This window comes from Rhodanobacter sp. Soil_C_14, assembly GCF_057657335.1.
On record NZ_JBDGIQ010000001.1, the window covers coordinates 643,577 to 658,261 of the forward strand.

Consider the following 14,685-nt stretch of genomic DNA (forward strand, 5'->3'; position numbering starts at 1 on the left):
ACCACGCCATGGAATCCGCCCTGCCGGCGCGGATGACGCAAAATGGACACCCGCCCGTTCCCCGGAGCTGAACGCATGACGACACCCATTCTGCTGGCCTGGAGCGGCGGCAAGGACTGCCTGCTGGCGCTGCGGCGGTTGCGGGCGGACCCGCAATGGCAGCTGGTCGGGCTGCTGACCACGCTCAACCGCAACTACCAGCGGGTGGCCATGCACGGCACCCCGCGCGAGGTGCTGCTGGCACAGGCCGATGCGCTGGGGCTGCCGGTGCTCGAGGTGATGCTGGACTGGCCCGGCAGCAACGAGGCCTACGAGCAGGCCCATGCGCAGGCGCTGGTCGAGGCGCGCATGCGCTGGCCGGGCATCCGCCACTGCGCCTTCGGCGACCTGTTCCTGGAGGACGTGCGCGACTACCGCGTGCGCCAGCTGGGCCGCGAGAACTGGCGCGCCGTGTTCCCGCTGTGGGGCGAGGACACCGCTGCCCTGTCACGGCGCTTCGTCAGCGAGGGCCATCGCGCCGTGCTGTGCTGCGTGGACACCCGGCAGCTGGACGCCGCCTTCTGCGGCCGCGACTACGACGCGGCTCTGCTCGACGCGCTGCCGGCCGGGGTCGATCCCTGCGGCGAGCGCGGCGAATTCCACACGCTCAGTTACGCCGGCCCGCTGTTCCGCCAGCCGCTGAAGCTGCGCCGCGGCGAGTCGGTGCTGCGCGACGAACGCTTCCAGTTCACCGACTTCCTGCTCGACGACCATGCCGCGACGGACTGATCCCATCCTGCCCGATCTGCTGCAAGCGGGCCTGGCGCTGGTGTTCTGCGGCACCGCGGCGGGCCGGCGCTCGGCCGCCGAACGGGCCTACTACGCCCACCCCGGCAACCTGTTCTGGCGCGCCCTGTTCGAGGCCGGGCTGACGCCCCGCCTGCTGGCACCGGCCGAATTCCCGCTGCTGACGGGCTACGGCATCGGCCTCACCGACCTGGCCAAGCGCCACAGCGGCAACGACGCCGACCTGCCACGCGATGCCTTCGACGTGCCGGCGCTGCGCGCCAGGATCGAACGCCATGCCCCGCGCCTGCTCGCCTTCACCAGCAAGAACGCGGCACGCGCCGCGCTCGGCCACGCGGTCAGCTACGGCCTGCAGGAGGAAACCCTGGACCAGACCCGGCTGTTCGTGCTGCCTTCCCCGTCCGGCCAGGCGCGCGGGCACTGGGACATCGTGCCGTGGCGGGCCTTGGCCGCGCACTACCGCGCGGCTCGCGCCGGCGGTTGAGCCGGCCGGTCAATCGACGGGCGTGTGCCGCGAAGCACGCACCTGCTCGGCGCGCACGATCGAGGCCTGGTTGCTCCAGCTGCGGCGCAGGTAGGTCACCACGGCGGCCACTTCCTGGTCACTCAATTGCTGCGCGAACGGCGGCATCGAGTACGGCCGCGGATTCGCCGTGGTGGCCGGGGCAAAGCCGCCGAGCAGGACCATCCGCGTGGCGTTGATGCCGCTGGGCTCGGTCACCGAGGAGTTGCCGTCCAGCGGCGGATAGATGCCGGCCACACCTTCGCCGCGCTTGCCGTGGCATTCCGCGCAATGCTGCGTGTAGACCTTCTCGCCCTGCTCGGTCAGCGCCTTGGCATCGAACAGCACGGGTTGTTCCGCGGCCGCGGCGCGGGGTGGCAGCGATTGCAGGTAGCTGGCGATCGCGTGCAGGTCGGCATCGCTCATGTGCTGGGTGCTGCCGGAAACCACCGCGGCCATCGGCCCGAAGGCTGCGCCTTTCGCCGACTGCCCGGTCTTCAGCAGGTCGACGATGTCCTGTGCGCTCCAGCCTTCCAGGCCACCGTGGCGGCGGGTGCTCAGATCCGGCGCGTACCAGTTCTGCACCGGGATCTGGCCGCCGGTGAGGTGCACGTCCGCCGGCGTGCCGCCCAGCGAGTCGCGGGCCGCATGGCATTCGTTGCAATGGCCCAGTCCCTGCACCAGGTAGGCGCCACGATTCCACTCGGCCGATCGCGCCGGGTCGGGCGTGAAGCCGCCTTCGCGGAAGTACAGCGCTCGCCAGGCCTTCAGGCTGTTGCGCACGCTGTACGGGAAGGCCAGCGACGGCTTGCCGTCGGCCTGGTGCACCGGCGGTAGCGACTGCAACCAGGCAAACATCGCCAGCGCGTCGTCGCGACTCACACGGGTATACGAGGTGTAGGGGAAGGCCGGATACAGCAGCTCGCCATGACGACCCTTGCCGGCGTGCAGCGCCTGCCAGAAGTCCTCGAAGCTCCACTCGCCCAGGCCGGTCTCGCGATCGGGCGTGATGTTCGGCGCCGGGATGTCGCCAAAGGGCGTGACGATCACCCGACCGCCGGCCAGCGGCGCCCCGCCCTGGGCGGTGTGGCAGCCGGCGCAATCACCGACGATGGCCAGGTACCGGCCTTGCGCGAGCAACTGCGGGTCCGCCAGCGTGGCCGCGGAAACCTTGCTGGCCGAGCGCGGCGTGGGCGCATGGCCGCCACCGAACCACCACCAGGCCAGCAGCGCCACGATCAGCAGCACGACCGCCAGCAGCAGCCAACGCAGCGCTTTCATGAGTCGTCCCCGGTAGCGCCGAGCACCCCGCACGCCAGCGGCGGGGTCACCGAACCGGCCGGCTGCGCATGGGTGTCGGCCGGCAGCTCGCGACTGGCCAGCGCGGCGGCCACCGCGGTGATGTCCGCGGCGCTGAGCCGGCTCGCCACCGTGGCCATGCAGTCCGGCGCCACGGTGGAGCGGGTATGCGTGCGCCACGAGCCCAGTTGCGCGCTGAGGTAGTCATACGGCAAGCCGACCAGTCCGGGCGTGGACGGCTCCACGCCGGTCAGCTGGCTGCCGTGGCAACTGCTGCAGGCGGGAATCCTGCGGGCCGGGTCGCCCTTGCCGATCAGTTCCTCGCCACGCTGCAGCGCCGCCGCCGACACCGGCGGCAGCGGCGAGCGGCTGTACGGCACCTGCTGCGCCGCGAAGTATTCGGCGATCTCGCGGATGTACGCCGGCGGCAACTGGCGCACCGTGTATTCCATCGGCGCGTACTTGCGCAGACCGTTCTGGAAGTCCTGCAGCTGCCGCGCCAGGTACGCGGCCGGCTTGCCCGCCAGTCGCGGGAAGTAGCCGCTGCCGGGGGTGCCTTCGCCGTGCACGCCGTGGCAACTGGTGCAGGCGGCGATGCGCTGCTGCAAGGTGTCGGGAATCACCGGCGCGTCGGCGGCGCGACTGGCGCTGGCGCCGATCAGCGCGAATGCAAACAGGGAGGCAACGGCATACCAGCGGGGACGGAGCGGGCGACGGGTCTTGGTCATCCGCCCATTGTACGCGCGCCGCCGCGACGTCCAAGCCGCAGCGGCGCTAAGCTGCAGCCTTGCGACAGCAGCCGCTTCCACCAGACCGGGGGTTACCGTGAATCGTTCAGCCGTCCATCTCGCCGCGCTCGTCACCGCCCTGCTCGCCGGCCCGGCGCTGGCCGCGGAAGTTCCGGCGGCGCCGCCCGCCAACACCGCCTACGCCTCGATCGACCAGTTGCAGCAGCGCATGGACGCCGGCACGCTGGACAGCCGCCAGCTGACCGGCGAACTGCTGCAGCGGATCGAACGGATCGACCACGCCGGCCCGAGCCTGCACGCAGTGATCGAGACCAATCCCGATGCGCTGCAACTGGCCGGCACGCTGGACGCGGCCCGCGGTGCTCATGACAAGCGCGGCCCGCTGTACGGCATCCCGGTACTGCTCAAGGACAACATCGACACCGGCGACCGCATGCTGACCACAGCCGGCTCGCTGGCGCTGGCCGGCGCGCCCGCGCCGCGCGACGCCGGCTTGGTCGAGCGGCTGCGCAAGGGCGGCGCGCTGATCCTGGGCAAGACCAACCTCAGCGAGTGGGCGAACTTCCGCTCCAACCACGCCAGCAGCGGCTGGAGCGCCCGCGGCGGGCAGACCAAGAATCCCTACGTGCTCGACCGCAATCCCTGCGGTTCCAGTGCTGGCTCCGCGGCGGCGGTGGCGGCGGGACTGACCACGGTGGCGATCGGCAGCGAGACCGACGGTTCGATCATCTGCCCCGCGGCGATGAACGGCATCGTGGGCATCAAGCCGACCCTGGGCCTGGTCAGCCGCAGCGGCATCGTGCCGATCAGCCACAGCCAGGACACCGCCGGCCCGATGGCGCGCAGCGTGGCCGACGCCGCGGCCCTGCTCTCGGTGATCGCCGGCAGCGACCCGCGCGATCCGGCCACCCGCGACGCGGACAGACACGCCACCGACTACACGAAGTTCCTCGATCCGAACGGACTGAAGGGCAAGCGCATCGGCGTGGTGCGCCAGCTGGCCGGGGCCGAGCCGAATGCCGATCGCGTGCTCGAAGAGTCGATCGCGTTGATGAAGGCGCAGGGCGCGATCATCGTCGACCCGGTGAAGCTGCCGCACCTGGCCGAGCTCGGCGACCCGGAAATCACCGTGCTGCTGTACGACTTCAAGCACGACATCAATGCCTACCTCGCCACCCGGCAAGGCCTCGGCGTGAAGACGCTGGCCGACCTGATTGCGTTCAACCGCACGCACGCCAATGAGGAAATGCCGTGGTTCGGCCAGGAACTGTTCGAGCAGGCGGAAAAGAAGGGCCCGCTCAGCGACAAGGCATACGTGGATGCGCTGGCCAGGGCGAAACGGCTGTCCGGCCCGCAAGGCATCGACGCGGCGCTGCAAGCGCAACATCTGGACGCGTTGCTGGCGCCGTCCTGGGGGCCGGCCTTCATGACCGATCCGGTGCTGGGCGACCACATCGTCAGCGGCGACCCGACCGTGGGCGGTGCCTCGCAGCCGGCGGCCGTCTCGGGCTATCCGTCGATCACCGTGCCGGCAGGCTTCGCCCACGGCCTGCCCGTCGGCATCGTGCTGTTCGGTGCGAAATGGAGCGAGCCGACGCTGATCGCGATCGCCTATGGCTTCGAGCAGCATGCGCAAGCCTGGCAACCGCCGCGGTTCCTCGACACCGTGGACGGCAAGCCGGTGCAGCCGGGCCGCTGAGGCGCCGGCGCGGAGTCGCGACCGATGGAACGCCAACCGCACATCCACTGTCCGCATTGCGCCTGGGAGCCGCGGGCGGACAGCCGATGGTGCTGCACCTCGCGCGAACCCGGCTCGGGCTGCGGCACCTTGTGGAACACGTTCTGGACGGCGGGCTGCTGCCCCGGCTGCGGCCACTACTGGGAAATGACCCAGTGCCTGTCGTGCCGGCGGGCCTCGCCACACACGCAGTGGTACCACTTCCCGCCGCCGAACGAGGGCCACGTCGGCGAGCGGGAGCAGGCGCTGGAAACGGTAGGCTGATCTCCCCCTCAGCGCAGGTAGACCGTCGGCCCCAGCACCGCCGCGAACGCCAGCGTCATCAGCACGCCCGCCACGAAGATGGCGTAGCTCCGGTCGATCACGAATCCCCGCGGCGGCTCGTTGCAGGGCTTCGCGTAGGCGACGTTGAACAGGCCTGCGGTGCCACCGAACGACGCGGCGACCGCCGACATCAGGGTGATCACGATGCCCAGCGGGTTGAACAGGCTGACCAGCACCGCCGACACGCCGCCGATCAGGTAGATCGCCATGGCGATGTGCCACTGGGTGCGGCCGGCGACCTCGCCGCCACCGAGCATCGTCCGCAGCATCCGGATCGACTGCCTCACGACGCCGATATAGACGGCCAGACCGATCGCGAACATCACTGCGCGCCACAGCCAGGGCCACGGCAGCGGACCGATGCCGCCGCCGGCAGCGGGGCCCCAGTCACCCAGGTTGGAAACGCCGGAAAACATCCAGTAACCGGCGGCCACCATGCCCTTCACCGTGAACACGATCCACAGCACCAGCCGCGGCAGCGGTCGCTGCGCGCGATGCCAGCCGAGCAGCGCCAACACGGCCAGCACCACGTCCATGCCGGTGCCCGCCATCGCCACCAGGCGATGGGCCCACGGACCGGTGCCGGGACATTCGATGTAGTACGCCCCGAGCTGGCTGGGCAGCTGCCCGCTGGCGACGCAGGTGAGCGCGTGGCCGCCCAGCTCGTGCGCCATGGTCAGCAGCGGCAACAGCAACAGCGCCAGGCCGGCCAGCGTCCAGGGATCGACCCGCGGTGCGGTGCCCGTGGATTCGCTCATCGCTCGCGCCTCCGCTGTTCGTTGGAGGCATTATTCGCGCGTTCGGCAGGCGCAGATCAGTGCGGACTGCCAGCTCCGCGCCATGACAACTGTCAGGCGCTCAAGCGCCGGCGTGCGCCGAGGAGCCGGCCGACTTGCGCACGATCAGCATCGCCAGTTCCAGCGACTGCTCGTAGTTCAGACGCGGATCGACCATCGACTTGTAGGCGCGATCGAGGTCGCTCTCGGACAGGTCGCGGGCGCCGCCCATGCATTCGGTGACGTCTTCGCCGGTCAGCTCCAGGTGCACGCCGCCCAGCCGGGTGCCGGCCGCCGCGTGGAGGTCGAAGGCCTGCTCCAGCTCGCCGCGGATGTTGTCGAAGCGCCGGGTCTTGTGGCCGTTCGAGGTGCTCTCGGTGTTGCCGTGCATCGGATCGGCCACCCACAGCACGCGACGCCCTTCGCGCTTCACCGCCTCCAGCAGCGGCGGCAGCGCGGCGGCGATCTTCGCGTTGCCCATGCGATGGATCAGGGTCAGCCGGCCCGGCTCGTCGTGCGGGTTCAGCGCGTCGATCAGCGGCAGCAACTGCTCCGGGGTCACCGAGGGGCCGACCTTGACCGCGACCGGATTGCGGATGCCGCGGAAATACTCGACGTGGGCGCCATCCAGCGCGGCGGTGCGCATGCCGATCCACGGGTAGTGGGTGGACAGGTTGAAGAACCCGGGATGGCGCGGCACCTGGCGGGTCAGCGCCTGCTCGTAATGCAGCAGCAGCGCCTCGTGCGAGGTGAAGAAATCCACCTTGGAGAAGCCAGCGATCGGACCGGCCAGGGTCTCCATGAAGCGCAGCGAATCGCCGATGCCGGCGACCATCTGCCGATACTCGGCTGCCAGCGGCGAATGCTCGACCCAGGCCAGATCCCAGTATTCCGGGTGATGCAGATCGGCGAAGCCGCCGTCGATCAGGGCGCGCACGAAGTTCATGGTCAGCGCCGAATGCGCATGCGCCGTGATCAGTCGCTGCGGATCAGGCCGACGCGCCGCGACGGTGAATTCCGGACCGTTGACCACGTCGCCGCGGAAACTCGGCAGGCTCACGCCGTCGCGGGTTTCCATATCGGTCGAACGCGGCTTGGCGTACTGGCCGGCAAAGCGACCCACGCGCAACACCGGCTTCTTCAAGCCGTGCACCAGCACCAGGCTCATCTGCAGCAGCACCTTCAGCCGGTTCGAGATCACCGGACTGGTGCAGTCGGCGAAGCTCTCCGCGCAATCACCGCCCTGCAGCAGGAAGCGCTGGCCTTCCTGCGCCTCGGCCAGCGACTGCTTCAGCGCCAGCACCTCCCATGAGGTGACCAGCGGCGGCAACTGCGCGAGGTGGGCGCCGGCAGCGGCCAGCTCGGCCGCGTCGTCGTACTGCGGTTGCTGCAGGGCCACGCGCCGCTGCCAGGAATCGGGAGCCCAGTGATCCGGGATGTGGACATCAGACACGACGGGATTCATGGCATGGCCTTCGGCGGCGACAAGAGCATTCACCTGGACGACGTCACCCGACGGGTGGCGACGACCGCCAGCACGGCCAGCAACGCGAACCACACCAGGGTCCAGGCCGGCATCGGCAAGCCCAGGATCGGCTCCACCTTGGCGCACTCGCCGGAACCGGTGAACACCAGCTTCAGCATCTTCGCGAACGGGAACGCGTCCAGCATGTAACCCAGGCCGGGGCCGCAGGAAGGCACTTGGTCGGCCGGCAGGCTCTGCAGCCACAGATGGCGGCCGGCGGTGACGATGCCGCCCACGGCGCCCGCCAGCACCAGTCCCGTATATACCCAGCGCCCCCTGCCCTTCGGCGCGTGGATGGCGCCGAGCAGGAAGAACAAGGCCATCACCAGGAAGGCGATGCGCTGGAAGATGCACAGCGGGCACGGCGTCATGCCCAGCCCGTACTCGGCGTACAGGGCGAACGCCAGCAGCGCCGCGCAGACCAGGAAGCCGACGAAGAAAGTGACGCGATACGACCAGCGGAATGGATTCATGACGGATTGTTGCGTTGCGGAACCCGTGACATTACCGGTTCGCCGGGGCGCTGTCAGCCCATCCCGGCATTTGGCGGAAAAGCGCGATCCTGCGCCCGGCCGTATCGCACAAAAAAACCCGGCGGGTTGCCCGGCCGGGTTTTCACTTTGTATGCCACGGCTGCTCAGCCGAGGCGACTTACTCGGCGTCGACGGCCTCGACCTGCGGACGGCCGACCAGCTCGACATACGCCATCGGCGCGTTGTCGCCGGCGCGGAAGCCGCACTTGAGGATGCGCAGGTAACCACCGGGACGCTCCTTGTAGCGCGGTCCCAGCTCGACAAACAGCTTGCCGACCGCTTCCTTGTCGCGCAGGCGCGAGAAAGCGAGACGACGATTGGCGACGCCATCGACCTTGCCCAGCGTGATCAGCGGCTCGGCCACGCGACGAAGTTCCTTCGCCTTGGGCAGGGTGGTGCGGATCAGCTCGTGCTTGATCAGCGACGACGCCATGTTCTTGAACATCGCTTCGCGATGCGAACTGGTGCGATTGAGTTTGCGTCCGGATTTTTGATGGCGCATGACTGGATTCTCTTGAAGGTCTGTTGTTATGAAAAGCCGGCACGCATGTCCGGATTCCCGCGGTTACCCGCTATGAGGAGCCTTTTTGAACCGGGCTCTTGTTCGAAAGCACGGTCGTCATGGGCGACCGTCTCTGGCGACCGGCGGAGCAGGCAGAACCGTGCTCGCCAAGCGCAACGACCGGCGATCAAACGGGATCGCCAAAAAAACAACGCGACCATGAAGGCCGCTGGTGGTGTCTGGCGAGAGAGCCGAAACTCGACCTCGCCAGTGCACCGGCATCGTTCGCGATCACGAATGATCGCGACTCGACGATCAACCCAACTGCATGCCGTGCGACAGACCCGGCGGCGGCCAGTTCTCGAGCTTCATGCCCAGCGCGAGACCACGCCCGCCCAGCACGTCCTTGATTTCCGTCAGCGACTTCTTGCCCAGGTTCGGCGTCTTCAGCAACTCGACCTCGGTCTTCTGCACCAGGTCGCCGATGTAGTAGATGCTCTCGGCCTTCAGGCAGTTCGCCGAACGCACGGTCAGCTCCAGATCGTCGATCGGACGCAGCAGCAGCGGATCGAAACCGCTCTTCTCGGCCTTGTCGGTGGCGCTCTCGCGACGCGAGAAGTCACCGAACACGGACAGCTGGTCGTTGATGATCTCGGCGGCCTTGCGCACCGCGTCTTCCGCACCGATGGTGCCGTTGGTCTCGATGTCCAGCACCAGCTTGTCGAGGTTGGTGCGCTGCTCGACACGAGCGGCGTCCACTTCGTAAGCCACGCGGAGCACCGGCGCGAACGACGCATCCAGCTGCAGGCGACCGATCGGGCGCGCCTCGTCATCCGGATGCTGGCGCGTGCTGGCCGGCTGGTAGCCGACGCCGCGACGCACCTTCAGGCGCATGTTGAGCGCGATGTCCTTGGTCAGGTGGCAGATCACGTGCTCGGGGTTGATGATTTCCACCGAGTGGTCGACGACGATGTCGCCGGCCGTGACCACGCCCTTGCCCTTCTTGGACAGGGTCAGGGTGACTTCATCACCCGTGTGCTGGCGAATCGCCACGTCCTTCAGGTTGAGCAGGACTTCGATAACGTCCTCCTGCAGGCCTTCCAGGGTGGTGTATTCGTGCAGCACGCCATCGATTTCAACCTCGACGATGGCGCTGCCAGGGATCGAGGAGAGCAGCACGCGACGCAGCGCGTTGCCCAGGGTATGGCCAAAGCCACGCTCGAGCGGCTCGACCACCACCTTGGCGCGGTTGGCTCCGAGCTGTTCGACGCTGAGGCCACGAGGCCGCAGCACGCTAGTTGACGAAACTGCCATGCAGAACTCCGGTAATTACTTCGAGTAAAGCTCGACGATCAATGCTTCATTGATGTCGGACGGCAGATCACCGCGATCCGGCACCGACTTGAACGTGCCTTCGAACTTCTTGGCGTCGACTTCGACCCAGATCGGACGCAGATCCATGGTGTCGAACACGGTCGCGGCTTCCTGTACACGCAGCTGCGTGCGACCCTTCTCGGTCAGCGCGATCGCGTCGCCGGGACGAACCTGGTAGGAAGGAATGTTCACCTTCTTGCCGTTGACCAGGATCGCCTTGTGGGCAACCAGCTGGCGGGCCTGGGCGCGGGTGACCGCGAAGCCCATGCGGTAGACGACGTTGTCCAGGCGGCTCTCGAGCAGGCGCAACAGGTTTTCACCAGTGTTGCCCTTGGTCGTCGACGCCTTGGTGTAGTAGTTGCTGAACTGGCGCTCAAGCACGCCGTAGATGCGTTTGACCTTCTGCTTCTCACGCAGCTGCACGGCATAGTCGGACATGCGCATGCGCTTGTTCGCGCCATGCTGGCCGGGCTTGTTTTCCAGCTTGCACTTGGAATCCAGCGCGCGCGCCGGGCTCTTCAGACTGAGATCCGCTCCCTCGCGACGGGCGAGTTTGCAGGTAGCTCCACGATAACGGGCCATGGGTTACTCCTTAGACTCGACGCTTCTTGGGGGGACGGCAGCCGTTGTGCGGAATCGGCGTGACGTCGATGATGTTGAGCACCTTGTAGCCCAACGCGTTCAGCGAACGCACCGCCGACTCGCGGCCCGGGCCGGGGCCCTTGATGCGCACTTCCACCGTCTTCACGCCGTAGTCGCCGGCAGCGCGGCCAGCCTTCTCGGCGGCAACCTGCGCTGCGAACGGGGTCGACTTGCGCGAGCCACGGAAACCGGCGCCGCCGGCGGTAGCCCACGACAAGGCATTGCCCTGGCGATCGGTGATGGTGACGATGGTGTTGTTGAAGGAGGCCTGCACGTGGGCCACGGCATCCGTGACAACGCGCTTGATCTTCTTCTTGGTTTTAACCGGCTTAGCCATAATTTTTGAGGCTCTTAGTAATCAGTGCGACCATGCAAGGCCGCTTTTTGATCGTCGCGATCAGGAATGATCGCACTGTTCAATTACTTCTTGATCGCGCGACGCGGACCCTTGCGGGTACGTGCGTTGGTACGCGTGCGCTGACCGCGCACCGGCAGGCCACGACGGTGGCGCAGGCCACGGTAGCAACCCAGGTCCATCAGACGCTTGATGGCCATGCCCACCTCGCGGCGAAGATCGCCCTCGACGGTGTACTTGGCGATCTCGTGGCGGATCTTCTCCACCTCGCCTTCACTGAGGGACTTGATCTGGGTGGTCGGAACCACGCCAGCATCCACGCAGACCTTCCTGGCTCGGCTGCGGCCGATACCGTAAATGCTCTGCAGACCAACCCAGACATGCTTCTGGACCGGCAAATTGACACCCGCGATGCGCGCCATGATGTACTTTCTCCGATGCGTTTCGTGCGCGGTAAACGCGCAATTTTAACCTGAATTACCCTGACTGGAAAGCCCTGCGGCACCGAGGCGCCGCCAGCTTCCTACCTTTGACCAAAACCGCGTCCACACCAGCAGCCACTAGTTGCGACGAAGATTGGCCTTCTTGAGCAGACTTTCGTACTGGTGACTGACCAGGTGCGCCTGCACCTGAGAGGTAAAGTCCATCACCACCACCACCACGATCAGCAGCGACGTGCCACCGAAATAGAACGGAACATGCCAGGCGCTCTGCATGAACGACGGCACCAGACACACCAGTACCAGATACAACGCACCGACACCGGTCAGACGAGTCATCACCGCATCAATGTAGTTGGCCGTTCCCTTGCCCGGGCGGATACCCGGAATCAGGGCACCCGACCGCTTGAGGTTGTCGGCGGTCTCGTCCGCGTTGAAAACGATCGCGGTGTAGAAGAACGCAAAACCAATCACCAGTACCGAAAACACGATTTCGTACAGCGGATTGCCAGGGCTCAGCGCCTGCACCAGATCCTGCACCCAGCGCGACTGCTGACCGGTGCTGAACCAGCTCACCGCGGTCGCCGGGAACATCAGCAGGCTCGAGGCGAAGATCGGCGGGATCACGCCCGACATGTTGATCTTCAGCGGCAGGTTCGAGCTCTGGTTCATGTAGGCCTTCTGCCCACCGGACCGCCGTGCGTAGTTCACCGTGATCCGCCGCTGCGCCCGCTCCATGAACACCACGAAGGCAGTCACCGCCAGCGCCAGGCCGAACACCATCAACAGCTTGATCAGCGACAGCTCGCCGTTGCTGGCCATGCCCAGGGTATGCACCACCGCCCCTGGCAGACCGGCCACGATGCCGGCGAAGATCAGCAGCGAAATGCCGTTGCCGACACCGCGCTCGGTCATCTGCTCGCCCAGCCACATCAGGAACATCGTGCCGGCGGTCAGACCCACCACCGACGACAGGACGAAACCGAAGCCAGGCGTATAGACGACCGGAGCACCGCCCGCCGCGACCTGACCCTGCAATGCCACCGCGATGCCGAACGACTGGAAAGCCGCCAGCGCCACCGTCGCATAGCGCGTGTACATGGTCATCTTGCGCTTGCCGGACTCGCCTTCCTTGCGCAAGGCCTGCAGGCTTGGCACGACCGCTCCCATCATCTGGAACACGATGGATGCCGAGATGTACGGGATCACGCCCAGCGCAAACACCGAGAACCGCGCCAGCGCACCACCCGAGAACATGTTGAACATGTCCATCAGGCCGTTGCCGCTGACCAGGCTGGTCATCGCCTCGGGGTTGACGCCGGGAACCGGAATGAACGAACCGAGCCGGAACACCACCAGCGCACCAATCACGAAGAAGATGCGCTGGCGAAGCTCCGTGAGTTTGCCGAGCTTGCCGAGTGCGTTGCCCTTGGCTGCTGCCACCGGCCTTACTCCACGCTGCCGCCGGCCGCCTCGATGGCTGCCTTGGCGCCGGCGGTAGCCAGCAGACCAGACAACTTCACCGCGCGACCGATTTCACCCTTGAGGACGACCTTGACCCGCTTCGCGCGGCTGTTGATCAGGCCAGCCTGATGCAGCACGACGACGTCGATCACGTCAGCCTTGAGGTTGGCCAGCTGGTACAGGAACACTTCCTGGCTCGCGACCAGCTTCTTGGAACGGAAACCGATCTTCGGCATCCGGCGGTTCAGCGGCATCTGGCCGCCTTCGAAACCGAACTTGTGGGTGCCGCCCGCGCGGGCATGCTGACCCTTGTGACCGCGACCGGCGGTCTTGCCCATGCCCGAACCGATACCGCGAGCGACGCGCAGACGCGACTTGCGGGAACCGGCGGCCGGCTTGATGTCATTCAAACGCATGATGATTACTCCTCGACCCGGACCAGGTAGTAGACCGTGTTGATCAGGCCACGAACCTGCGGACTGTCCTTCAACTCGCGGACGTCATTGAGCTTGCCCAGGCCCAGCGCCTTGACGCTGAGGCGATGACGAGCCTGCACGCCGCGCAGGCCCTTGACCAGGCGCACGCGCACCGTGGCGGCGGCGGTTTCGTTCTTCTTAGCCATTACCCAACACCTCATCCAGGGTCTTGCCACGCTTGGCGGCGATCTTCTTGGGCGAGGCGACCGCCTGCAGGCCCTTGATGGTCGCGCGCACCAGGTTGATCGGGTTGCGCGAACCCACGGCCTTGGCCAGCACGTTCTTCACGCCGACCACTTCCAGCACGGCACGCATGGCGCCGCCGGCGATCACGCCGGTACCTTCGGAGGCCGGCTGCATGTAGACGCGGGCCGCGCCGTGATTCGCCTTGACGGCATACCACAACGTACCGTTGTTCAGCTCGATGTCGACCATCTGGCGACGGGCGCGCTCCATGGCCTTGGAAATGGCCACCGGCACTTCACGCGCCTTGCCATAACCAAAACCCACCTTGCCCTCGCCGTCACCGACGACAGTCAGTGCGGTGAAGCTCATCTGGCGGCCGCCCTTGACGGTCTTGGCCACACGGTTGACGGCAATCAACTTTTCCAGCAGGCCGTCGGAATTTTCGCGATCGGTAGAAGACATGTTCTTTTCCATGTGCCCGGAATACCGGGACTTTGCTTGCGGCTGAGCCGCTTGGAGTTGTAGGTGACGCAGTGGAAATCGGGATGACCCGACCCGGTGCTACTCAGAACTTCAGACCGGCCTCACGGGCGGCTTCGGCCAGCGCCTTGATGCGACCGTGGTAGCGGAAGCCCGAACGGTCGAAGGCGACCGACTCGATGCCCGCTGCCATGGCGCGCTCAGCGACGGCCTTGCCCACTGCCGCGGCGGCGGTGAGATTCTTGGTGCCCTTGAGCCCCTCGGAGACCGACTTCTGCACGGTGGAAGCGGCAGCCACCACGTTCGTGCCGGAGGCGTCGAACACCTGGGCGTAAATGTGCTGGCCCGTGCGATGCACCGACAGGCGGGCGACGGCCAGCTTGCGGATGTGCGAACGCGTGGACTTGGCGCGGCGCAGGCGATTTTCGTTCTTGTTCATTTCTCAGTTCCTCGAAAGCGGATCGGCAAATGGCTGGTAACTGCTCTTGGTGAAGAGTCCAGCCATGGATGGCCGGTCTTCGCGCAGGGACAGCG

Annotated in this window: 19 protein-coding genes; 4 read left to right on the forward strand and 15 right to left on the reverse strand. The window is 66.8% G+C overall.

Annotated elements, in window-relative coordinates; translation table 11 throughout:
- The first annotated feature begins 75 nt into the window (after positions 1 to 75).
- Complete coding sequence (locus AC3A56_RS02985; RefSeq protein WP_487769299.1) at positions 76 to 768, forward strand: Dph6-related ATP pyrophosphatase; 693 nt, start codon at positions 76 to 78, stop codon at positions 766 to 768.
- Positions 752 to 1,270, forward strand: coding sequence for a mismatch-specific DNA-glycosylase (locus AC3A56_RS02990; RefSeq protein WP_487769300.1), 519 nt, complete (start codon positions 752 to 754; stop codon positions 1,268 to 1,270). Before AC3A56_RS02985 ends, AC3A56_RS02990 begins: the two co-directional genes overlap by 17 nt.
- Positions 1,271 to 1,279: 9 nt before the next feature.
- Here AC3A56_RS02990 and AC3A56_RS02995 read toward each other — a convergent pair whose 3' ends face one another.
- Positions 1,280 to 2,569 carry a c-type cytochrome gene (locus AC3A56_RS02995; RefSeq protein WP_487769301.1) on the reverse strand — a complete coding sequence of 430 codons (1,290 nt, stop codon included), beginning with the start codon at positions 2,567 to 2,569 and terminating at the stop codon, positions 1,280 to 1,282.
- Entirely contained in the window at positions 2,566 to 3,315 is a 750-nt protein-coding gene (locus AC3A56_RS03000) for a c-type cytochrome (RefSeq protein WP_487769302.1), read from the reverse strand. The genes AC3A56_RS02995 and AC3A56_RS03000 overlap by 4 nt, the downstream gene beginning before the upstream one ends.
- A 97-nt stretch (positions 3,316 to 3,412) precedes the next feature.
- Here AC3A56_RS03000 and AC3A56_RS03005 point away from each other — a divergent pair, with 97 nt between their 5' ends.
- Both AC3A56_RS03005 and AC3A56_RS03010 read left to right on the forward strand, forming a co-directional pair.
- Positions 3,413 to 5,035: an amidase gene (locus AC3A56_RS03005; protein WP_487769303.1), complete on the forward strand. Its 1,623-nt coding sequence runs from the start codon at positions 3,413 to 3,415 to the stop codon at positions 5,033 to 5,035.
- 24 nt (positions 5,036 to 5,059) lie between these two features.
- Entirely contained in the window at positions 5,060 to 5,338 is a 279-nt protein-coding gene (locus tag AC3A56_RS03010) for a hypothetical protein (RefSeq protein ID WP_487769304.1), read from the forward strand.
- Between the two features lie 8 nt (positions 5,339 to 5,346).
- Here AC3A56_RS03010 and AC3A56_RS03015 read toward each other — a convergent pair whose 3' ends face one another.
- From AC3A56_RS03015 to rplR, 13 genes are all read right to left on the reverse strand, one after another.
- Positions 5,347 to 6,156 carry a hypothetical protein gene (locus tag AC3A56_RS03015; RefSeq protein WP_487769305.1) on the reverse strand — a complete coding sequence of 270 codons (810 nt, stop codon included), beginning with the start codon at positions 6,154 to 6,156 and terminating at the stop codon, positions 5,347 to 5,349.
- Positions 6,157 to 6,256: 100 nt separating this feature from the next.
- Complete coding sequence (locus tag AC3A56_RS03020) at positions 6,257 to 7,639, reverse strand: class II 3-deoxy-7-phosphoheptulonate synthase (RefSeq protein WP_056764200.1); 1,383 nt, start codon at positions 7,637 to 7,639, stop codon at positions 6,257 to 6,259.
- A 29-nt stretch (positions 7,640 to 7,668) separates the two neighbouring features.
- The gene (locus AC3A56_RS03025; protein WP_487769306.1) at positions 7,669 to 8,172 is read right to left on the reverse strand and encodes a disulfide bond formation protein B; all 504 of its coding nucleotides are present in this window, start codon (positions 8,170 to 8,172) and stop codon (positions 7,669 to 7,671) included.
- A gap of 178 nt (positions 8,173 to 8,350) precedes the next feature.
- Positions 8,351 to 8,734, reverse strand: a complete 384-nt coding sequence (gene rplQ, locus AC3A56_RS03030) for a 50S ribosomal protein L17 (RefSeq protein WP_007808179.1) — start codon at positions 8,732 to 8,734, stop codon at positions 8,351 to 8,353.
- Positions 8,735 to 9,049: 315 nt separating this feature from the next.
- On the reverse strand, positions 9,050 to 10,048 hold the full coding sequence (locus AC3A56_RS03035) for a DNA-directed RNA polymerase subunit alpha (RefSeq protein ID WP_056714883.1): 999 nt from the start codon (positions 10,046 to 10,048) through the stop codon (positions 9,050 to 9,052).
- Positions 10,049 to 10,063: 15 nt separating this feature from the next.
- The gene (rpsD, locus tag AC3A56_RS03040) at positions 10,064 to 10,690 is read right to left on the reverse strand and encodes a 30S ribosomal protein S4 (RefSeq protein ID WP_007808182.1); all 627 of its coding nucleotides are present in this window, start codon (positions 10,688 to 10,690) and stop codon (positions 10,064 to 10,066) included.
- A gap of 10 nt (positions 10,691 to 10,700) precedes the next feature.
- Positions 10,701 to 11,087, reverse strand: coding sequence for a 30S ribosomal protein S11 (gene rpsK / locus AC3A56_RS03045; protein ID WP_007513384.1), 387 nt, complete (start codon positions 11,085 to 11,087; stop codon positions 10,701 to 10,703).
- Between the two features lie 83 nt (positions 11,088 to 11,170).
- The gene (gene rpsM / locus AC3A56_RS03050) at positions 11,171 to 11,527 is read right to left on the reverse strand and encodes a 30S ribosomal protein S13 (RefSeq protein WP_007513382.1); all 357 of its coding nucleotides are present in this window, start codon (positions 11,525 to 11,527) and stop codon (positions 11,171 to 11,173) included.
- A 138-nt stretch (positions 11,528 to 11,665) separates the two neighbouring features.
- Positions 11,666 to 12,988, reverse strand: a complete 1,323-nt coding sequence (secY, locus tag AC3A56_RS03055; protein ID WP_056714878.1) for a preprotein translocase subunit SecY — start codon at positions 12,986 to 12,988, stop codon at positions 11,666 to 11,668.
- Between the two features lie 5 nt (positions 12,989 to 12,993).
- A complete protein-coding gene (gene rplO, locus AC3A56_RS03060; RefSeq protein ID WP_200946084.1) occupies positions 12,994 to 13,431 on the reverse strand; it encodes a 50S ribosomal protein L15 in 438 nt (145 codons plus the stop codon).
- The gene (rpmD, locus tag AC3A56_RS03065; RefSeq protein ID WP_007808186.1) at positions 13,431 to 13,631 is read right to left on the reverse strand and encodes a 50S ribosomal protein L30; all 201 of its coding nucleotides are present in this window, start codon (positions 13,629 to 13,631) and stop codon (positions 13,431 to 13,433) included. Before rpmD ends, rplO begins: the two co-directional genes overlap by 1 nt.
- Positions 13,624 to 14,133, reverse strand: a complete 510-nt coding sequence (gene rpsE, locus AC3A56_RS03070) for a 30S ribosomal protein S5 (protein ID WP_007808187.1) — start codon at positions 14,131 to 14,133, stop codon at positions 13,624 to 13,626. The genes rpmD and rpsE overlap by 8 nt, the downstream gene beginning before the upstream one ends.
- Positions 14,134 to 14,236: 103 nt before the next feature.
- Complete coding sequence (rplR, locus tag AC3A56_RS03075) at positions 14,237 to 14,590, reverse strand: 50S ribosomal protein L18 (protein ID WP_487769307.1); 354 nt, start codon at positions 14,588 to 14,590, stop codon at positions 14,237 to 14,239.
- Positions 14,591 to 14,685: the final 95 nt, after the last annotated feature.

Coding starts and splice junctions, on each gene's coding strand:
- AC3A56_RS02985 (WP_487769299.1), top strand. CDS start 76: ATGACGACACCCATTCTGCTGGCCTGGAGCGGCGGCAAGGACTGCCTG.
- AC3A56_RS02990 (WP_487769300.1), top strand. CDS start 752: ATGCCGCGACGGACTGATCCCATCCTGCCCGATCTGCTGCAAGCGGGC.
- AC3A56_RS02995 (WP_487769301.1), bottom strand. CDS start 2,569: ATGAAAGCGCTGCGTTGGCTGCTGCTGGCGGTCGTGCTGCTGATCGTG.
- AC3A56_RS03000 (WP_487769302.1), bottom strand. CDS start 3,315: ATGACCAAGACCCGTCGCCCGCTCCGTCCCCGCTGGTATGCCGTTGCC.
- AC3A56_RS03010 (WP_487769304.1), top strand. CDS start 5,060: ATGGAACGCCAACCGCACATCCACTGTCCGCATTGCGCCTGGGAGCCG.
- AC3A56_RS03015 (WP_487769305.1), bottom strand. CDS start 6,156: ATGAGCGAATCCACGGGCACCGCACCGCGGGTCGATCCCTGGACGCTG.
- AC3A56_RS03020 (WP_056764200.1), bottom strand. CDS start 7,639: ATGAATCCCGTCGTGTCTGATGTCCACATCCCGGATCACTGGGCTCCC.
- AC3A56_RS03025 (WP_487769306.1), bottom strand. CDS start 8,172: ATGAATCCATTCCGCTGGTCGTATCGCGTCACTTTCTTCGTCGGCTTC.
- rplQ (WP_007808179.1), bottom strand. CDS start 8,734: ATGCGCCATCAAAAATCCGGACGCAAACTCAATCGCACCAGTTCGCAT.
- AC3A56_RS03035 (WP_056714883.1), bottom strand. CDS start 10,048: ATGGCAGTTTCGTCAACTAGCGTGCTGCGGCCTCGTGGCCTCAGCGTC.
- rpsD (WP_007808182.1), bottom strand. CDS start 10,690: ATGGCCCGTTATCGTGGAGCTACCTGCAAACTCGCCCGTCGCGAGGGA.
- rpsK (WP_007513384.1), bottom strand. CDS start 11,087: ATGGCTAAGCCGGTTAAAACCAAGAAGAAGATCAAGCGCGTTGTCACG.
- rpsM (WP_007513382.1), bottom strand. CDS start 11,527: ATGGCGCGCATCGCGGGTGTCAATTTGCCGGTCCAGAAGCATGTCTGG.
- rpmD (WP_007808186.1), bottom strand. CDS start 13,631: ATGGCTAAGAAGAACGAAACCGCCGCCGCCACGGTGCGCGTGCGCCTG.
- rpsE (WP_007808187.1), bottom strand. CDS start 14,133: ATGTCTTCTACCGATCGCGAAAATTCCGACGGCCTGCTGGAAAAGTTG.
- rplR (WP_487769307.1), bottom strand. CDS start 14,590: ATGAACAAGAACGAAAATCGCCTGCGCCGCGCCAAGTCCACGCGTTCG.